Source organism: Streptococcus parasanguinis (assembly GCF_009717775.1).
GTDB lineage: Bacteria > Bacillota > Bacilli > Lactobacillales > Streptococcaceae > Streptococcus > Streptococcus parasanguinis_AG.
Window position 1 is genome coordinate 43,934 of the sequence record NZ_WMZF01000001.1, and the last position, 18,261, is coordinate 62,194.

Below are 18,261 nucleotides of genomic sequence, written 5' to 3' on the forward strand. Positions count from 1 at the left end.
GATAATTTTATTATAACAAAAAATATATTTTTTTCTGATTAGAATGCCTTGAATTCTCCCCTGAAATACATTATAATAGCTTGAATTCATTTGGAGAAAGGGAGTTCATTATGAAATTTTACTCTTATGACTATGTATTGAGTCAGATCAGTCAGCAAAACTGGGTGACCATTGGGATATCTGGCTTGCTTGTTCTTCTGACTGGTTTTTTTGCGGTGAAAGCCTATCGGGAGAAGCACGATAGCAAATTCCGCGAATTATCTATTATCTCCATTTTAACTCTGGTGGCAGTGGTCTTGATCAGTATCAGCAATTTCCAAAATAGCCAAAGTAATAATGATCAGTTCCAACGCTCACTCCATTTTATTGAGGTCGTCTCAAAGGAGTTGGATGTCAAAAAAGAAGATGTCTATGTCAATACTTCAGCAGCCACAGATGGGGCGATCCTGAAGGTTGGAGAGGTTTATTACCGAGCTATCGCAGGCTCTGACCCAGATAGCTACCTATTAGAAAAGATGGATCTGTATAAAACAGACGTGGAACTTGTGGAGGTGAACAAATGACAGTAGATTTTTTAGCCATTTTGATTAAATTAGCTATCGGCTTGATTTCCTTGGTATTTGTAATCAATGTGACCGGGAAAGGAAACTTAGCACCAAGTTCTGCAGTAGACCAGATACAGAACTTTGTTCTTGGGGGAATTATTGGTGGGGTCATCTACAATAGCTCCATTACCATTCTTCAATACATTGTGATTCTCTTGATGTGGACTATTTTGATCTTACTCTTAAAATGGCTCAATACCAATGTCCGTTTTATGAAGCACTTGATCGATGGCAAACCAACTGTCATTATCAAAGATGGGAAGCTTGATCCGGAAGCTTGTCGATCCAAGGGACTTTCTGCTTCAGACGTTGCCCTGAAATTGCGTTCACAAGGAATTTTCCAATTAAAGGGAGTGAAACGAGCTGTCATTGAACAAAACGGTCAAATGATCGTTGTCCGTGCGGGGGATGAAAATCCTAAATACCCGATCATTACTGATGGCGTGGTTCAGCTTGAAATTTTGGAAACAATTGGGAAAAGTGAAGAGTGGTTGCTGGCTGAATTGGAAAAAGAAGGCTATGACAACGTTTTGGATATTTTCATTGCGGAGTATGACAAAGGAAAAATCAATGTTGTGACCTATTAAAAGAAGAGATTGGACGAGCCTGTCCAATCTTTTTTCTTTATAAAATTCCAGGAAAGGCCTCTTCCTTTTCTTGAGATACTCTGGGAAAAATAGTAAAATGGAAGGTAAGTGTTCATTAGAAAAGAAGGATAGAAAATTTCATGAAGAAGAAAATACGGAAGTTTGAGAATCATTCGATTACACGCAGACTCTACCTGCTGTTTAGTTTGATTTGCCTTCTTTTTTTGGTGCTGATTGCCCGACTTGGCTATATGCAGATCACTCACCAAGCCTACTATACGGATAAATTGGCAAAAGCTACGAAAAAGACGGTCAAACAAGGGAGTGTGCGAGGGCAAATCTATGATGCTTCTGGTAAACCCTTGGTGGAAAATGTGGGCAAACAGGTCCTGACTTTTACGCGGGATCGTAAAATGACGGCCCAAGAAATGCGAGAGACAGCTGGGAAACTCTTACAGTATGTCGATGTAGAAAATCCTCAAGTAACCGAACGGCAAGAAGTGGATTACTATCTAGCCAATACCAAGGTCTACCAAGAGGTCGTGGAACACCTGCCTGAGAAAAAGAAATTTGATACCGATGGCAACCGCCTGCCGGAAGCCAAGATTTATCAAGCGGCAGTGGATAGTATCGACCCTTCAAAACTCGGCTATACAGATGATGAGAAAAAGATTATTTATCTCTATAGCCAGATGAATGCGGTGGAGAATTTTGCGACAGGGATCATTACGACGCAGGCACTAGGAGCTGAGCAGATTGCGACCATCGCTGCGGACAGTCAGGACCTTCCGGGAATTGCCATCACGACTAGCTGGGACCGCAAGGTTTTGGACACTCCTTTAGCTTCTATTATTGGAAACGTATCGACCGAGCAGGCGGGGCTTCCAGCAGAAGAGGTTGAGGACTATGTCAAAAAAGGTTATGCTCTCAATGACCGGGTTGGTACCTCTTATTTGGAGAAAGAATACGAAAATGTCCTTCAAGGAAAACGCAGTGAAAAAGAAATTCTCCTAGATAAAAATGGCAACATGGAAAAAGTGGTCGACGTTTCAAAAGGGGCCAAAGGAGAAAACCTCAAGCTCTCGATTGATTTGGATTTCCAAAAAGGAGTGGAAGATATCCTTCGCTCTGCCTTTAGCGCAGAGTTGCAAGCTGGAAATGCGACCTACTCTGAAGGTGTTTATGCCGTAGCTCTGGAGCCCGATACGGGGAAGGTCCTTGCCATGGCAGGGATTAAACACCAGGCTGGTAGTCAAGATCTATCGGCAGATGCGTTGGGAACAGTGACCAACGTCTTCGTTCCAGGATCCGTGGTCAAAGGAGCAACCTTGACTTCTGGATGGGAAAATGGAGCCATTTCTGGGAACCAGGTTCTGACCGATCAGCCGATTGTTTTTGCAGGATCCGCTCCTATCAATTCTTGGTTTACCCAATACGGTAGTCGTTCCATCAATGCGGTAGAAGCTTTGGAATACTCTTCTAATACCTATATGGTCCAAATTGCCCTTAAGATGATGGGGCAGCCTTACACTCCAAACATGACCTTACAAGTGGATCAGGTTGAACCTGCTATGAAAAAACTGCGCTCTACTTTTGCGGAATATGGTCTTGGAACGTCAACGGGGATTGACCTTCCCAATGAATCGACCGGTTTTATTCCAAAAGACTATACAGTCGGTAATTATTTGACCAATGCCTTTGGTCAGTTTGACAACTATACGCCGATGCAATTGGCCCAGTATGCGGCAACCGTTGCAAATGATGGGAAGAGGGTGAGTCCTCATGTCGTCGAAGGCATCTATGACAATAATGATCAAGGGGGCCTTGGTCAGTTGAAAAAAGCGATCGAAACCAAGGAGCTTAATCAGGTCCATATCTCAGCGGAGGACATGGCTTTGATCAAGCAAGGGTTCTACCAGGTTGCCAATGGTACGAGTGGGTTGACGACAGGGAAAACTGTTGGTCAAGGTGCCAGTGTCTCCATTAGTGCCAAGACCGGTACGGCCGAAACCACAGTCGATGGAGGCAAACAAGCCATTAATACCAATGTGGTGGCTTATGCACCGTCAAACAATCCAAAGATTGCGGTAGCGGTGGTCTTTCCACATAATACCAATCTACAAGCGACAGTCAGTCATTCCATTACGCGTGACATTATTAACTTATACAATCAGAAACACCCCATGAATTAGAGAGGAAACTATGCTTTATCCAGCACCTATTGCAAAATTAATTGACAGCTATTCGAAGTTGCCAGGAATTGGGATCAAAACAGCGACTCGTCTGGCTTTTTACACCATTGGTATGTCAGATGATGATGTCAATGAATTTGCCAAAAACTTACTCAATGCCAAGCGTGAGCTGGGGTATTGCAGTATTTGTGGCAATTTAACCGATGAAGAAACCTGCGAGATTTGTCGAGATGAAACGCGGGATCCATCCCTCATTCTTGTTGTAGAAGATAGCCGGGATGTATCTGCTATGGAAAATATCCAGGAATACCATGGCCACTATCATGTCTTACATGGCTTGATCTCGCCCATGAATGGCGTGGGACCTGATGACATCAATCTCAAGAGTTTGATTAGTCGCTTGATGGATGGAACAGTCACAGAGGTCATTATTGCGACCAATGCAACAGCAGACGGGGAAGCGACATCTATGTATATCTCGCGCGTGCTCAAACCTGCAGGGATCAAAGTAACACGTTTGGCACGTGGTCTGGCAGTTGGAGCCGATATCGAGTATGCGGACGAAGTGACCTTGCTTCGTGCGATCGAAAATCGGACAGAATTATAAGAGAAGTTCTTTCGAAAGGGCTATCATTGTGGTATACTATCAAGTAAGAAATCAAGGGAACAATTAGGGAGAAACTATGAGTAAACAAGACTTAATCCTGTTGTATGGTGGACGTAGTGCAGAACGTGAAGTATCTGTTCTTTCAGCAGAAAGCGTGATGCGCGCGATTGATTACCAAGCATTTTCGGTTCAAACCTACTTTATTACGCAGTCAGGAGACTTCATCCAGACGCAAGCTTTTGAAGAGAAACCAGCGGATGATGAGAAATTGATGACCAACGATACAGTGGACTGGTCTAAAAAAGTGGCTCCATCTGCGATTTACAAGGAAGGAGCAGTGGTCTTTCCAGTTCTTCATGGACCGATGGGAGAAGATGGTTCCATTCAAGGCTTCTTAGAAGTCTTGAAGATGCCTTATGTTGGCTGTGGTATCCTAGCTTCTAGTGTTGCGATGGACAAGATCACGACCAAACGGGTCTTAGAGTCTGCAGGAATTCCGCAAGTTCCTTATGTAGCTGTAGTGGAAGGCGATGACGTGGATGAGAAAATTGCTGCAATTGAAGCGACTCTCTCTTATCCTGTCTTTACCAAACCATCCAATATGGGTTCAAGCGTAGGGATTTCAAAATCTGAAAACCAAACAGAACTTCGGGCTGCTCTCGAATTGGCCTTCAAATACGATAGCCGTGTCTTAGTAGAGCAAGGGGTTAATGCGCGTGAGATCGAAGTTGGACTGCTTGGAAACTATGATGTGAAGAGCACCTTGCCAGGTGAAGTTGTGAAAGATGTGGCCTTCTATGATTATGATGCCAAATACATCGACAACAAAATTACCATGGCGATTCCAGCTCAATTGGACCCTGAGGTTGTGAAAATCATGCGGACCAACGCAGAAAAAGCTTTTCGTGCAATCGGTGGTTTGGGCTTAGCTCGCTGTGATTTCTTCTATACCGATAAAGGAGACATCTTCTTAAACGAACTCAATACCATGCCAGGATTTACCCAATGGTCTATGTATCCCTTGCTTTGGGACAATATGGGACTCAACTATACAGATTTGATCACCAAGTTAGTAGAGCTTGGAAAAGAAGTCTTCCAAAAACACGAAGCGCATTTGTTGTAAGAAAAGAGAGAGTGGGACAGAAATCGGTAATTCGTTAGAATTCGATTTCGTCGTCCCACCTCCGCACAGTTAAGTAGGGCTGTAAAAGCTGATGAAATCAGTGTAGTAGAGCCCACTCAACCACTGCGTCTTGCTTGACAATCCAAAAACAATCAAGAGGTTAGGACTTCTGTCCCAGCCACTTTTTTTGTGGTCTAGAATATGGTATAATGAGAAGAATTTGATAGGAGCGTCCAAATTTTTGAAGACGCTACGGAGAACTGAGGAGTCGGATATGAATCTCACATTACATGAAGTTGCTCATCTAGTACATGCAAAAAATGATATCAGCCAATTTGAAGATGTGGCCCTCGTCAAGCCTGAATTTGACAGCCGTTTGATTGGGCCTGGAGATCTGTTTGTTCCTTTAAAGGGAGCGCGTGATGGTCATGACTTTATTGAGACTGCTTTTGAAAATGGAGCTGTAGCCACTTTTTCAGAGAAAGTGGTAGAAGGCCACCCTTATATTTTGGTGGAAGATGTATTGAGCGCTTTTCAAACACTAGCTGCAGCCTATCTTCAAAAGACAAAAGTGGATGTTTTTGCAGTGACGGGGTCAAATGGTAAAACCACCACAAAAGATATGTTGGCACAGCTTTTGTCCACCACCTACCTGACCTATAAAACACAAGGAAACTATAACAACGAAATTGGTCTTCCTTATACGGTTTTGCATATGCCAGAAGGGACAGACAAACTAGTCCTCGAAATGGGGCAAGACCACCTAGGAGATATCCATCTCTTGTCAGAACTGGCGCATCCAAAAGCTGCTATTGTCACCTTGATTGGAGAAGCCCATTTGGAATTCTTTAAAGATCGAAGTGAGATCGCAAAAGGAAAACTCCAGATTGCGGATGGCATGCCAGAAGGTGGCCTTCTGGTGGTTCCAGCTGATCCGATCGTGAATGCCTACCTCCCTGAAAAACAAAAATTGGTTCGCTTTGGGCCAGACGAGGAGATTTTTATTACTGAGTTAATCGAGCGAAAGGATAGCTTAACTTTCCGAGCTAATTTCTTAGAAGAAGCGATTGATCTTCCGGTAACAGGAAAATACAATGCGACCAATGCCATGATTGCAGCTTATGTTGCTTTGAAAGAAGGAGTGAGTGAAGCTGCAATTCGTGATAGTTTTGAAACCTTGCAATTGACGCGCAACCGGACAGAATGGAAAAAGGCCAGTAATGGAGCAGATATCTTATCCGATGTCTACAATGCCAATCCGACGGCTATGCGCCTAATCTTAGAAACTTTCTCGACTATTCCTGCTAATCCAAATGGTCGAAAATTAGCCGTCCTGGCAGATATGAAAGAACTAGGGGAGCAATCTATTGATCTACACAACCAAATGATTCTCAGTCTCTCGCCAGATGTCTTGGATACGGTTATTTTCTACGGCCAAGACATTGCGGGATTGGCTCAGTTAGCGAGCCAGATGTTCCCACTCGGACATGTCTATTATTTCAAGAAGACAGCTGAGGAAGACCAGTTTGAGGATATGGTCAAACAAGTCAAGGAAAGCTTGAAAGAGCAAGACCAAATCCTTATCAAGGGAAGCAATTCCATGAATCTAGCCAAATTAGTAGAGGAATTGGAGAATGGTAAGTAATAATGTACTGAAGGACATTCAGCGCTTGATTTCAATCACCAATACAGGCTTAGCCTTCTCAAAAGATCCATTTGATCAAGAGCGCTACCAGGATATTCGTGAAATTTTACAGGATCTTGTGAGAGAAATGACTGATCTGAATTCACAAGAATTATCGGATTTGTTTCGACCGACAAACTATTATGACACCCCCTTAATTGATGTTAGCGCTTGGATTGTCAAAGATAGAAAACTTTGTCTGGTGAAAGGTCAGGGAGAAGAGACCTGGGCCTTGCCGGGTGGTTTTGGTGAGGTTGGCTATTCTCCTAAAGAAAATATTTTAAAGGAAATCCAAGAAGAAACGGGCTATGTAGCACGTGTCAATCGCTTGTTGGCAGTATTTGATACCAATCGCTACCAATTGCAAAGCCGCCAATATGTGAAATTGGTATTTGAATGTGAATTGCTGGATGGAAGTTTTCAACAGAATCAGGAAATTTCCGATCTTGCATTTTTTGAGAGAGAGAAGATACCTGCTCTTTCTACCAAGCGCAATACAGAAGAACAATTGAATTTCCTTTGGGAGGTTTATGATGGGAAACGAGATTTGTATTGTGATTAAAAACGATCTATAAATTAAAGGGATATAAACATGACACTTTGGGATTTATTATTTACGAACCAAAAATCAGCCCCGCCTGAGTTTGGACTCTGGTACTTTTTCCTACCAGCTTCCTTGTTGGTGGTTGGCTACTTTTCTATCAAATATGCGCAGTCAAAAAGCTACCAACGCTTTTGGTACTGGGCACAATTGATTCAAGTCTTGACCATCAATGCTTGGTATATTCTCGCCCACATGCCTTTGACGGATAATTTGCCTTTTTATCATTGTCGCTTGGCCATGCTTGCAATACTCTTTGCTCCGAGAGGAACCTATATCAAGCAATATTTTGCCTTGTTGGGAGTTCTAGGATCCATTGCGGCCTTGGTTTATCCAGCCTTTGACCCCTTCCCATTCCCCCATATTACCGTGCTCAATCTGATTTTTAGTCACTGGGCCTTGTTTGCCAATAGTTTGATTTACCTGCAAGATTTTTATCAGTCGGAAAAACAAGACAGCTTACGAATTGTTAAGATCACTTTTGGAATGAATGCAGTCATCTTTTTGGTCAACCTCTTGACCAGAGGAGATTACGGCTTCTTAAAGCGTCCACCAATCATTGGAGACCACGGTGCTCTTTTGAACTACCTCTTGGTCAGCATCGTGATGGTGGCTGGTATTTGCTTGGTCAATCAACGCTATAAATACAAATACAAGATGGTAGAAGAGAATATCGTTTCGCGTTCAGAATAAAAAGAGCAGATAAGGGAAAGAAATCATGACACTTTGGGACTTATTTTTCACCAGTCAACCAACGGCCCCTCCTCAATTGGGGGTCTGGTATTTCTTATTGCCGACTTCATTGGTGGTAGTGGGAGTTCTGTCCATTCGATTTGCTCACTCTAAAGGCTACCAAAACTTTTGGTATTGGGGGCAGTTGATCCAGTTGCTGATTATCAACGCTTGGTATCTAGCTGCTCGCTTGCCTCTTTCAGAGAGTCTTCCCTTCTATCATAGCCGGATGGCCATGTGGATTATTCTCTTAGCTCCTAAGGGCAGCTTCAAGCAATATTTTGCACTTGTGGGAGTCTTTGGCTCCATTATGGCCTTGGTTCATCCCGTTTTTTATCCCTACCCTTTTCCTCACGTATCCTCGATCAACAATGTCTTTGGTCACTGGGCTCTCCTGGCCAACTGTTTGATCTATCTGGTTCAATCCTACCAGGTGGAAGAAGGGGCTGTTTGGAAGATCTGTCAGATGACGTTTGGGGTCAATGCCATTATTCAGCTTGCGAATCTCGCAACGGGTGGAAACTACGGCTTTATGCGTCGCCCACCTGTGATCGGTGACCATGGCCTTGTGCTCAACTATTTGATCGTGACAGTTCTCATGACGGGGACACTGATTTTCATCAATATTATCGTTCAGTACAGTAAGAAAAGAAGAATACCTAAATCTGTTTAAATAAGGAGATTTTATGCATCATTTTTTCACTACAGAATCAACAGCACCACCAGCAATCTCAGCACTTTGGTATAGTGTGATGGTCTTGTTCGTTGTGACAGCGATTATGATGTCACTTCGCTATTATCAGAATGAGCAATTTCGTAAATGCTTTCAATACTTACAAGGCTTCCAGTTAATTTGCTTGTATCTGTGGTATTTTGCCTACCACATTCCTTGGTCCAATAGCTTACCATTTTATCATTGCCGCTTGGCCATGTTTGCGGTCTTGTTTTTACCAGACCGATGGAAAAGCAAACAGTTCTTTGCCTTGATGGGAGTGAGTGGAGCCATCTTTGCTTTGGGCTATCCAGTCTTTGATCCCTACACTTTCCCTCATATTACGAGCTTTTCTTTCCTCCTCGGACATTACTGTCTCCTCATCAATTCCTTGATTTATCTTTTGAGATGGTATGATCGAAACCTCTTAAAAAATAGTCAGATTGTTCTCTATACCTTTGGCTTAGATTTATTCCTGGTTGGAGTCAATCAATTGACGGGAGGAAATTATGGCCTGATGGCCCGCCCTCCGATTATGAGAGGGGATAAGGTATGGCTCAACTATCTGGTTGTATCCAGTATTTTAGCCCTTGCTTTATTACTCTTTAATCAGTTCTTCAGCCGCAGAAGTGAGCGGGTGAAAGTGAGAAAATAACAAGTAGGAAGGTTGGGACATTTCGGTCTCAACCCTGTTTTATATTAAAGGAGAATATATGAAGCGTTTCTTGCTAATGATTTCCCTTATTTGGAGTTTGGTTTGTACAATCACGATCGCACATGCAGATGATGAAGTTCGCTATTCGATTGAATCCTATGTAGGACACCTCCAATTGCAGGAAGATAGCCAAGCAACATTTACACAAGAGATTACCTATCAGTTTCAGACAGGCTATCATGGTCAATATGTAACCCTAGGAAGCGCAGATCCTCTTCCAAAAGGGTTTAAGATTCATCGTCATCCTGAGGTGGAAGCCTATGTGGATGGGGAAAAACGTGAGATTCGTGTAGAGGAGACAGACCTGGAAGATGGTCGGCAATTAAAAATATACAATGCCCGTATCGTCGGAGGAACGGTCAAGATCAAAGTAAAATGGAAGATTGATCATCTCTTGACTTTCTACAAGGATATTGCAGAACTGAATTGGTTTCCTATTTCAGATGGAGATGAGAAAGTCGCGAAATTAGATTTTTATGTAGATGGCTTGGATGCCAAGCAGGGAAAACTGTATGCCCATACTGGTTACTTTAATCCACCAGCCCAAGTCGAACGGACTGCAACTGGTTATCATATTTGGACAAAGGATTTTCCAAAAAATGGAAAGCTCGAACTACATGCCTATTGGCCAATGACAGATGCCTTACGACAGTCCCAATCGAGTCATATTCAAAAAGAAAATAGAAAAGATGCATTTCTCAAAAAAGAAAAATCCATTGAACAAAAAACATTCTTTTATCGGACCCTTCTACTCAAGGTCGTTCCAATTGTATCTGTTCTTTTATTTATCCTAGCTTTCATTCCATGGATCCGGTATTTTATCAGTACCAGAACTCGTCGAATTTCAAAAGGAGTACGATTATACGAACCACCACAGAATTTACCTCCTCTTGTCCTAGCTAAGGCACTGTATCAACTTGATTTTGAACGGATGGTGATGTCTAGAGAGAAGGGGCAACTAAAATTTAATCATCTCATCCAGGCAACCATGTTAGATCTTATTGATCGAGGAAATCTTCGGTTGACTAGGGATGAAAATGGGGAAACCTTGACCTGTCTCCATTATGAAGGCTTGGCTGATTTTGAATTAAAGTTTATTGAAATGATTTTTGATCAAGAATCTAAAATCAATATCCGTGAGGTATTCTCAAAGTATAAAATTGATAAAGTAGCCCTAAAAAAAGACTTTCGAGCTGCTAAATCAGACACGCAACGAGACCGTATTCGAAAGATCGGAAATGAAGTTCAATCCCTTTTAAAAAAGGATGCCCAGCAATTGTCAAAAGGTGTAGAAAAGGAAATTGCAAAATTAGGATTGCCCTCTTATTTTAGAGACTTAACTGAAAAAGAAGAAGCTTTTTCAAAAACAGGTTGCGCCCTACATTTCTGGCTCTTACTGATCTTATTTGTGAGCATGTGTTTCTTATCTCTCGGATTTGGATCACACCTATCTTCCTTCTATTTTTGGATCATTTTTCTTTTGGTTTTGTTCTTCATTCCATTTTATATTCTTGTGAAAATTCGCGAAGAACATCTCCAATCCTTAGAGAACTTGGATGCACAATTTGAATGGATGGCCTTTCGAAATATGATCGAAAGTATTCCAAATTTCAACCAAGCGGAACTGGAGAGTGTTGTTCTATGGAATCGTATCCTAGTCTATGCAACTATGTATGGTCAAGCTAAAAAAGTGAGTCAGGTACTCAAAAATCATCAGATTTCCTTACCATATGAGGATTGGGATGCTGTTGTTTGGATAACGACCTCTTCAAATTCCTTCCTAGACGGCTCTACCTTGATGAGTTATGCAGATGATTCCTATAGCGTTTCAAGCTTCTCTACTAACTCCTCAGATGGCAGTGGCGGTTTTGACGGCGGTGGCTTTTCTGATGGTGGCGGTGGCGGAGGATTTGGAGCCTTCTAACAGTCATGATAAGAGGACTAGAATCTACGGATTTTGGTCTTTTTTTGCGTCCCCAAAAAGATCCATCATTGAAAAAAGTGCCTCTTTTCGCTATAATAGAAAAGATAGAGAAATTGAGGAGAAATCCGATGTAGAGATGAATTTGTAAATTTATCAGAAAATAAAAAGAGAAAGAATTAGGAATATGAACGTACAAGAAGAAATTAAAAAACGCCGTACCTTTGCCATCATCTCCCACCCGGATGCTGGTAAAACGACGATTACAGAGCAGTTGCTCTACTTTGGGGGAGAGATTCGGGAAGCCGGTACTGTTAAAGGGAAGAAAACTGGAAACTTTGCTAAATCTGACTGGATGGATATCGAGAAGCAACGTGGGATTTCGGTAACCTCATCTGTCATGCAGTTTGATTACGATGGAAAACGGGTCAATATCCTAGACACCCCAGGGCACGAGGACTTCTCAGAAGATACTTACCGGACCTTGATGGCGGTGGATGCGGCGGTTATGGTCGTAGACTCTGCCAAAGGGATCGAGGCTCAAACCAAGAAATTGTTTGAGGTTGTGAAACACCGTGGCATTCCCGTCTTTACCTTTATGAATAAGCTAGACCGGGACGGTCGTGAGCCACTGGACCTCTTGCAAGAATTGGAAGAAGTCTTGGGCATCGCGAGTTACCCAATGAACTGGCCGATCGGGATGGGAAAAGCCTTTGAGGGACTCTATGACCTTTATAACCAACGTTTGGAACTCTATAAAGGAGATGAGCGTTTTGCTAGTCTAGAAGACGGAGACAAGCTTTTTGCTAACAATCCTTTCTACGAACAAGTGAAAGACGACATCGAACTCTTGCAAGAAGCTGGAAACGAATTCTCAGAAGAAGCCATCCTTGCGGGTGAATTGACTCCCGTCTTCTTCGGCTCAGCCTTAACCAATTTTGGAGTACAGACTTTCTTGGAAACTTTCCTCAAGTTTGCTCCGGAACCACACGGCCACAAGAAGACAGATGGAGAACTTGTCGATCCTTATGATAAGGATTTCTCAGGATTTGTCTTTAAGATTCAGGCCAACATGGATCCTCGTCACCGCGACCGAATCGCCTTTGTGCGGATCGTATCTGGCGAATTTGAGCGTGGGATGAGCGTCAACCTGCCTCGTACTGGTAAGGGCGCTAAGTTATCTAACGTGACTCAATTTATGGCCGAAAGCCGTGAGAATGTCAGCAATGCCGTAGCAGGAGACATCATCGGGGTCTACGATACAGGGACTTATCAGGTTGGAGATACGCTGACAGTTGGTAAAAACAAGTTCGAATTTGAACCACTGCCAACCTTTACGCCTGAAATTTTCATGAAGGTATCTGCCAAGAACGTCATGAAGCAAAAATCCTTCCACAAAGGGATTGAGCAATTGGTGCAAGAAGGAGCCATCCAGCTTTATACCAACTACCAAACAGGTGAATACATGTTGGGTGCTGTCGGGCAACTTCAGTTTGAAGTCTTTAAACACCGCATGGAAAATGAATACAATGCCGAAGTGGTCATGAGCCCAATGGGTAAAAAGACTGTTCGCTGGATCAAACCAGAAGACTTAGATGAGCGCATGTCTTCAAGCCGAAATATCTTGGCCAAGGATCGCTTTGACCAGCCAGTCTTCCTCTTTGAAAATGACTTTGCCCTCCGTTGGTTTGCGGACAAGTATCCTGACGTTGAGTTGGAAGAAAAGATGGGATAAGGAACGTTTTCAAAACCGATCCATAACAATAGAATAAGAAGACGAAAATCTACCCGTTTTCGCTTATAAAGGAGAAACTATGGGATTACTAAGTGGTTTGATGGGCAATGCCTCTCAAAAGAATGTTGATAAAGTAGAAAGAGATCTGGAAGATATCTTGGTGCCGGGAGAGCAAGTCACACTTGCTTTTAGCTTGATTCGTGATTTAATCGTCTTTACAGAGTTTCGTTTGATCTTGGTGGATAAGCAAGGAGTAACAGGAAAGAAAACTTCCTACAAATCCCTTCCTTATCGCTCCATCTCTCGATTTTCAGTAGAAACTTCCGGTCATTTTGATTTGGATGCTGAATTAAAAATCTGGGTCTCTTCAGCAGTGGAACCTTCAGAAGTTTTACAATTCAAGAGTGACAACAGTGTCATTGAAATCCAGCAAGCATTAGCCAGTGCGGTCTTTAAATAAAAAATCATGTTGATAGAGAACAGTTGAGAAAGGAGACGGAATGTTTATCGATAAACAATTGGGTCAAGATCGGAAATGGATCAATATCGACTCGGATTTGATTGCTGAAAATTCATATCTTTATAAAAAATACGAGATTGACAAAGAAACCATTGAGTACGCGATGGATAAGAACGAACGTGCCCATATGGATTACAATCGAGAAAACGGAACGATCACCTTTATCTACAATGTATTGGATTTAGAAAAGGACAAGGAATACTACGAAACCATCCCCATGACCTTTATCGTTCAAGATACGCGACTCGTGACCATCAGTAACCAGGACAATGCCTATATCATTGAACAAATGGTTCGTTATTTGGAAAGCCATGAGGAGCTGTCGATCTATAAGTTGCTTTTTGCAGGTCTTGAAATGATCAGTAATGCTTATTATCCGATTATTGATCGCTTAGATAAGCACAAAGATGAACTCAATCGTTTGCTTCGAAAGACAACGACGACAAAGAATCTTTATGCCCTGTCTGACCTTGAGACCGGTATGGTGTATCTGGTCGCGGCAGCCAAGCAAAATCGGATGTTGCTAGAACATATCAAAGCACATGTCATTTATCGCAGGATGAATGATGTTGAAAAAGAGCAGTTTGATGATGCCATGATCGAAGCGCGTCAGTTGGTTTCAATGACCGAGTTGATTTCCAATGTCTTACAGCAGTTGTCTGGATCATACAACAATATCCTAAACAACAACTTGAATGACAACTTGACAACCCTAACCATCTTTGAAGCCTTGTTGGCGGTCTTAGCCGTTATCACCGGTTTCTTCGGAATGAATATCCCTCTTCCTATGACAGAGGATCCCAATGCTTGGATCTATGTATCCCTATGTAGCTTTATATTATGGCTCATTTTGGCAAAGGTCATGCGTTGGATTGTGAAAAAAAGATAAAAAAAAGAGGCTTGGAGAAATCCGAGCCTCTTCGTATCTAGAATAATCTGAGAAATAGGAACCATCTAGACACCTGCCCTCCTCTCCAAAGAAGGGGCAGTGTGAATAGTTCATCGACTGTACAAAATCTTCTTGGAAATAGTAGGAGTAGATTTAATAGTACTGAGTGGTTCTAAATAAATCAGAACTTAGAATAAATCGTTGAATCAGATAAAATGATCCTATTTCTTTATACAGAAATATTTTAGATACTAACTGTATTATACATATTTATTTGTAAAAACGCAAGATAAGAGTTACCAAAAAATAAAAGTTTTCCGATTTTTTTATACTCCAATGATGAAGTATATGAAATGGTCGCAAGAAGAAAACCAGTCCTGGCTAGGATTTGCGTCACTTTTCTGATTTCAAGCGATCCAGGATTTTTTCCTAAAAAATAAAATTAATCTCCTTTGACTATCATTTGCCTCTTCATTATGTTATACTAGATAAGTTGCAAACTTGTATGAGAGAAATGGTGGGGAGACTGAACAGATGGAAGGCTTCTGTTCGAAAGAAGACTCCCGCAAATAGGATCATGTTGCCTATTTGTTTGAAAAAACGATTCTAGTCAACAACATCCGTTAGTACGCAAAACATTTTTCTCTAAAGAAAATGTAGTCTTAAACAGACGGACTAGTTTTTCTTTAGATGAGTCTTGCGACAGGTAACCGGGAAGATGACTTCCTATGCAATCAGTGCGTATTCGCATTGAAAGAAGTTTGATAAAGTGGCTTCGCACCACTTTTTAGAAAGAAGAAAGAATTGAAATTCAATGAATTTAACTTATCTGCTGAATTATTAGCAGAAATCGAAAAAGCTGGCTTTGTAGAAGCAAGCCCGATCCAAGAACAAACCATTCCTTTGGCTCTTGAAGGAAAAGATGTCATCGGTCAAGCGCAAACAGGGACTGGTAAAACAGCTGCTTTCGGTCTTCCAACGTTGGAGAAGATTGATGTCGATAACACAGTGATCCAAGCCCTTGTCATTGCCCCAACGCGTGAATTGGCAGTTCAAAGTCAGGAAGAATTGTTCCGCTTCGGACGCAGTAAGGGTGTTAAAGTTCGCTCTGTCTATGGTGGATCAAGCATTGAAAAGCAAATTAAAGCTTTGAAGTCAGGCGCTCACATCGTTGTGGGAACACCTGGACGCTTGCTAGATTTGATCAAGCGCAAGGCCTTGAAACTCGATCATATTGAAACCTTGATCCTGGATGAAGCAGATGAAATGCTCAACATGGGCTTCTTGGAAGATATCGAAGCCATCATTAGCCGTGTCCCAGAAACACGCCAAACCTTGCTCTTTTCAGCAACGATGCCAGAAGCTATCAAACGTATCGGTGTTCAGTTTATGAAAGAGCCAGAACACGTTAAGATTGCGGCCAAAGAATTGACCACCGATTTGGTCGATCAATACTATATTCGTGTCAAAGAAGGTGAAAAATTTGATACCATGACTCGATTGATGGATGTCGAACAGCCTGAACTTGCCATCGTCTTTGGTCGGACCAAACGCCGGGTTGATGAATTGACTCGTGGCTTGAAGATTCGTGGTTTCCGTGCAGAAGGAATTCACGGAGATTTGGATCAAAACAAGCGTCTCCGAGTCCTTCGTGACTTTAAAAATGGGAACTTGGACGTCTTGGTAGCAACAGACGTTGCGGCACGTGGCTTGGATATTTCAGGTGTGACCCATGTCTACAACTACGATATTCCACAAGATCCAGAAAGCTATGTTCACCGGATCGGACGGACAGGTCGTGCTGGGAAAACAGGGCAATCCATTACCTTTGTATCGCCAAATGAAATGGGCTATTTGCAAATCATTGAGAACTTGACCAAAAAGCGGATGAAGGGAATGAAACCTGCAACAGCAGAAGAAGCCTTCCAAGCGAAAAAACAAGTAGCACTGAAGAAAATTGAGCGAGATTTTGAAGATGAAAAAATCCGGACCAACTTTGAGAAGTTTGGCAAGGATGCTCGCAAATTGGCTGCAGCATTCACTCCTGAAGAATTGGCTATGTATATTTTGAGCTTGACCGTTCAAGATCCAGACAGCCTTCCAGAAGTTGAAATTGCGCGTGAAAAACCATTGCCGTTTAAACCATCCGGTGGTGGCTTTGGTGGAAAAGGAAAAGGTGGCCGTGGAAATGGCCGTCGTGGAGACCAACGCCGTGACCGAAATCGCAGAGATGACCGTGAAGGTGGACGCCGTGATTTCAAACGCAAGTCCAATAAAAATAGCCGAGACTTTGAAGGCAAAGGCAACAAACGTCCTCATCGTACTTCCAATGAAAAGAAAAATGGATTTGTCATCCGCAATAAAGGGGATAAATAAGTCCGAAGGAACGGTCTATTGCTAGACCGTTTTTTTATATGAAAAATAAAAAATACAAGGGTTAACCAGCTGTTAACCCTTGTATATTTATAAGGAGACCTAAATGATAACTGACTCTTTTAGAAAAAATGTATCATGATAAGGAGCATCCAAAAAAGTCAGACAACAGAAAGAATGGATTCCTAAAATGGGATATTTCTGTTAACATATTAAGTCTACAATTATTTCCAAGCCTTGTCAAGGATTTTTTCTTATTTTTTTAAAATTTTTGACTAGAAAAATAAAAATTGACAATCTCTTCTAAAAGGTTATAATGAATATAATAACTATACTAATTAAAAAGAGGTGTCGCCCATGGTGATTGCATTAAAAAATGATGATCTAGAAGTACAATTTAAGACATTTGGTGGGGAATTGAGCTCCATTCGAAGTAAGGAAGGCATAGAATATCTCTGGCAGGGGGATCCAGAGTATTGGTCAGGACAAGCGCCGGTTCTGTTTCCGATTTGCGGGAGTGTTCGTAATGGCCAAGTACAGTATCATCTAAAAGATGGAGTGAAGACAGGCCAGCTTCCAAGACACGGCCTCATTCGCAAGAGAGAGTTTGAACTCAAAGAACAAACAGACCATCGTCTTGTCTTTGAAATCACCTCTAACGACGAGAGCTTACAAAATTATCCCTACCATTTTCGAGTGGAAATCGATTATGAATTGAAAGGGAAAGAGATCACCATCACGTATCGCGTGCAAAATTTAGAGTCAGATCAAGTCATGCCTTATTTCATTGGAGGGCATCCAGCCTTTCGTTGTCCCCTTTTAGCAGATGAAGACTATGAAGACTACGAGTTGATTTTTGAAAAAGAAGAAAGCTGTAGCGTTCCTCTCTTGTTCACAGAAACCGGTTTGGTTGATCGCCTGCAGCGGACGCCATTTTTAGACCATAGCCGTAGCCTACCTTTGCGCCATGAACTGTTTGAAAAAGACGCCATTATTTTAGATCAGTTAGCCTCTAAATCTGTGCAGCTCCTCTCGAAAAAATCTGGTAAAGGTTTGGAATTTGCCTTTGCAGATTTTGAGAATCTCGTCCTTTGGTCTACCAATAACAAGGGGCCTTTCATTGCCTTGGAGCCTTGGACGGGTATTTCCACATCTGCAGAAGAGGGCGATTTCTTCGAAGATAAAAAAGGTGTGATCCAGTTGGCTCCTCAAGAAACACGGAGTCACCAGTACCGTATCACCATTTTGTAAATGAAAAACCGTTG

At 42.1% G+C, this 18,261-nt stretch carries 16 protein-coding genes; all 16 read left to right on the forward strand.

Features of this window, described 5'->3' with window-relative positions:
* Positions 1 to 110: 110 nt before the first annotated feature.
* The 16 genes from GMC92_RS00215 (at position 111) to GMC92_RS00295 (ending at position 18,247) form a co-directional block, all read left to right on the forward strand.
* Positions 111 to 563 carry a DUF3290 family protein gene (locus GMC92_RS00215; protein WP_024055947.1) on the forward strand — a complete coding sequence of 151 codons (453 nt, stop codon included), beginning with the start codon at positions 111 to 113 and terminating at the stop codon, positions 561 to 563.
* The gene (locus GMC92_RS00220) at positions 560 to 1,192 is read left to right on the forward strand and encodes a DUF421 domain-containing protein (protein WP_024055948.1); all 633 of its coding nucleotides are present in this window, start codon (positions 560 to 562) and stop codon (positions 1,190 to 1,192) included. The genes GMC92_RS00215 and GMC92_RS00220 overlap by 4 nt, the downstream gene beginning before the upstream one ends.
* Positions 1,193 to 1,332: 140 nt before the next feature.
* Positions 1,333 to 3,384 (forward strand): penicillin-binding protein PBP2B, encoded by a 2,052-nt coding sequence (pbp2b, locus tag GMC92_RS00225; RefSeq protein ID WP_070595111.1) that lies wholly within the window; start codon positions 1,333 to 1,335, stop codon positions 3,382 to 3,384.
* A gap of 10 nt (positions 3,385 to 3,394) precedes the next feature.
* On the forward strand, positions 3,395 to 3,991 hold the full coding sequence (gene recR, locus GMC92_RS00230) for a recombination mediator RecR (protein WP_155199414.1): 597 nt from the start codon (positions 3,395 to 3,397) through the stop codon (positions 3,989 to 3,991).
* 76 nt (positions 3,992 to 4,067) lie between these two features.
* The gene (locus GMC92_RS00235; protein WP_155199415.1) at positions 4,068 to 5,114 is read left to right on the forward strand and encodes a D-alanine--D-alanine ligase; all 1,047 of its coding nucleotides are present in this window, start codon (positions 4,068 to 4,070) and stop codon (positions 5,112 to 5,114) included.
* Between the two features lie 274 nt (positions 5,115 to 5,388).
* Positions 5,389 to 6,759 (forward strand): UDP-N-acetylmuramoyl-tripeptide--D-alanyl-D-alanine ligase, encoded by a 1,371-nt coding sequence (locus GMC92_RS00245; RefSeq protein WP_155199416.1) that lies wholly within the window; start codon positions 5,389 to 5,391, stop codon positions 6,757 to 6,759.
* Positions 6,749 to 7,360 (forward strand): NUDIX hydrolase, encoded by a 612-nt coding sequence (locus GMC92_RS00250; protein ID WP_155199417.1) that lies wholly within the window; start codon positions 6,749 to 6,751, stop codon positions 7,358 to 7,360. The genes GMC92_RS00245 and GMC92_RS00250 overlap by 11 nt, the downstream gene beginning before the upstream one ends.
* 30 nt (positions 7,361 to 7,390) lie before the next feature.
* Positions 7,391 to 8,092 (forward strand): YwaF family protein, encoded by a 702-nt coding sequence (locus GMC92_RS00255; protein ID WP_155199418.1) that lies wholly within the window; start codon positions 7,391 to 7,393, stop codon positions 8,090 to 8,092.
* 25 nt (positions 8,093 to 8,117) lie between these two features.
* Positions 8,118 to 8,804: a YwaF family protein gene (locus GMC92_RS00260; protein ID WP_155199419.1), complete on the forward strand. Its 687-nt coding sequence runs from the start codon at positions 8,118 to 8,120 to the stop codon at positions 8,802 to 8,804.
* Between the two features lie 13 nt (positions 8,805 to 8,817).
* Entirely contained in the window at positions 8,818 to 9,498 is a 681-nt protein-coding gene (locus tag GMC92_RS00265) for a YwaF family protein (RefSeq protein ID WP_155199420.1), read from the forward strand.
* A gap of 58 nt (positions 9,499 to 9,556) precedes the next feature.
* Positions 9,557 to 11,482, forward strand: coding sequence for a DUF2207 domain-containing protein (locus GMC92_RS00270; protein ID WP_155199421.1), 1,926 nt, complete (start codon positions 9,557 to 9,559; stop codon positions 11,480 to 11,482).
* Between the two features lie 184 nt (positions 11,483 to 11,666).
* Positions 11,667 to 13,214 (forward strand): peptide chain release factor 3, encoded by a 1,548-nt coding sequence (locus GMC92_RS00275; protein ID WP_023917622.1) that lies wholly within the window; start codon positions 11,667 to 11,669, stop codon positions 13,212 to 13,214.
* A 79-nt stretch (positions 13,215 to 13,293) separates the two neighbouring features.
* Positions 13,294 to 13,674, forward strand: a complete 381-nt coding sequence (locus tag GMC92_RS00280) for a PH domain-containing protein (RefSeq protein WP_003015210.1) — start codon at positions 13,294 to 13,296, stop codon at positions 13,672 to 13,674.
* A 40-nt stretch (positions 13,675 to 13,714) separates the two neighbouring features.
* On the forward strand, positions 13,715 to 14,623 hold the full coding sequence (locus tag GMC92_RS00285; protein ID WP_155199422.1) for a magnesium transporter CorA family protein: 909 nt from the start codon (positions 13,715 to 13,717) through the stop codon (positions 14,621 to 14,623).
* Positions 14,624 to 15,427: 804 nt separating this feature from the next.
* Positions 15,428 to 16,999 carry a degradosome RNA helicase CshA gene (gene cshA, locus GMC92_RS00290; protein WP_155199423.1) on the forward strand — a complete coding sequence of 524 codons (1,572 nt, stop codon included), beginning with the start codon at positions 15,428 to 15,430 and terminating at the stop codon, positions 16,997 to 16,999.
* 354 nt (positions 17,000 to 17,353) lie between these two features.
* A complete protein-coding gene (locus tag GMC92_RS00295; protein ID WP_155199424.1) occupies positions 17,354 to 18,247 on the forward strand; it encodes an aldose 1-epimerase family protein in 894 nt (297 codons plus the stop codon).
* Positions 18,248 to 18,261: the final 14 nt, after the last annotated feature.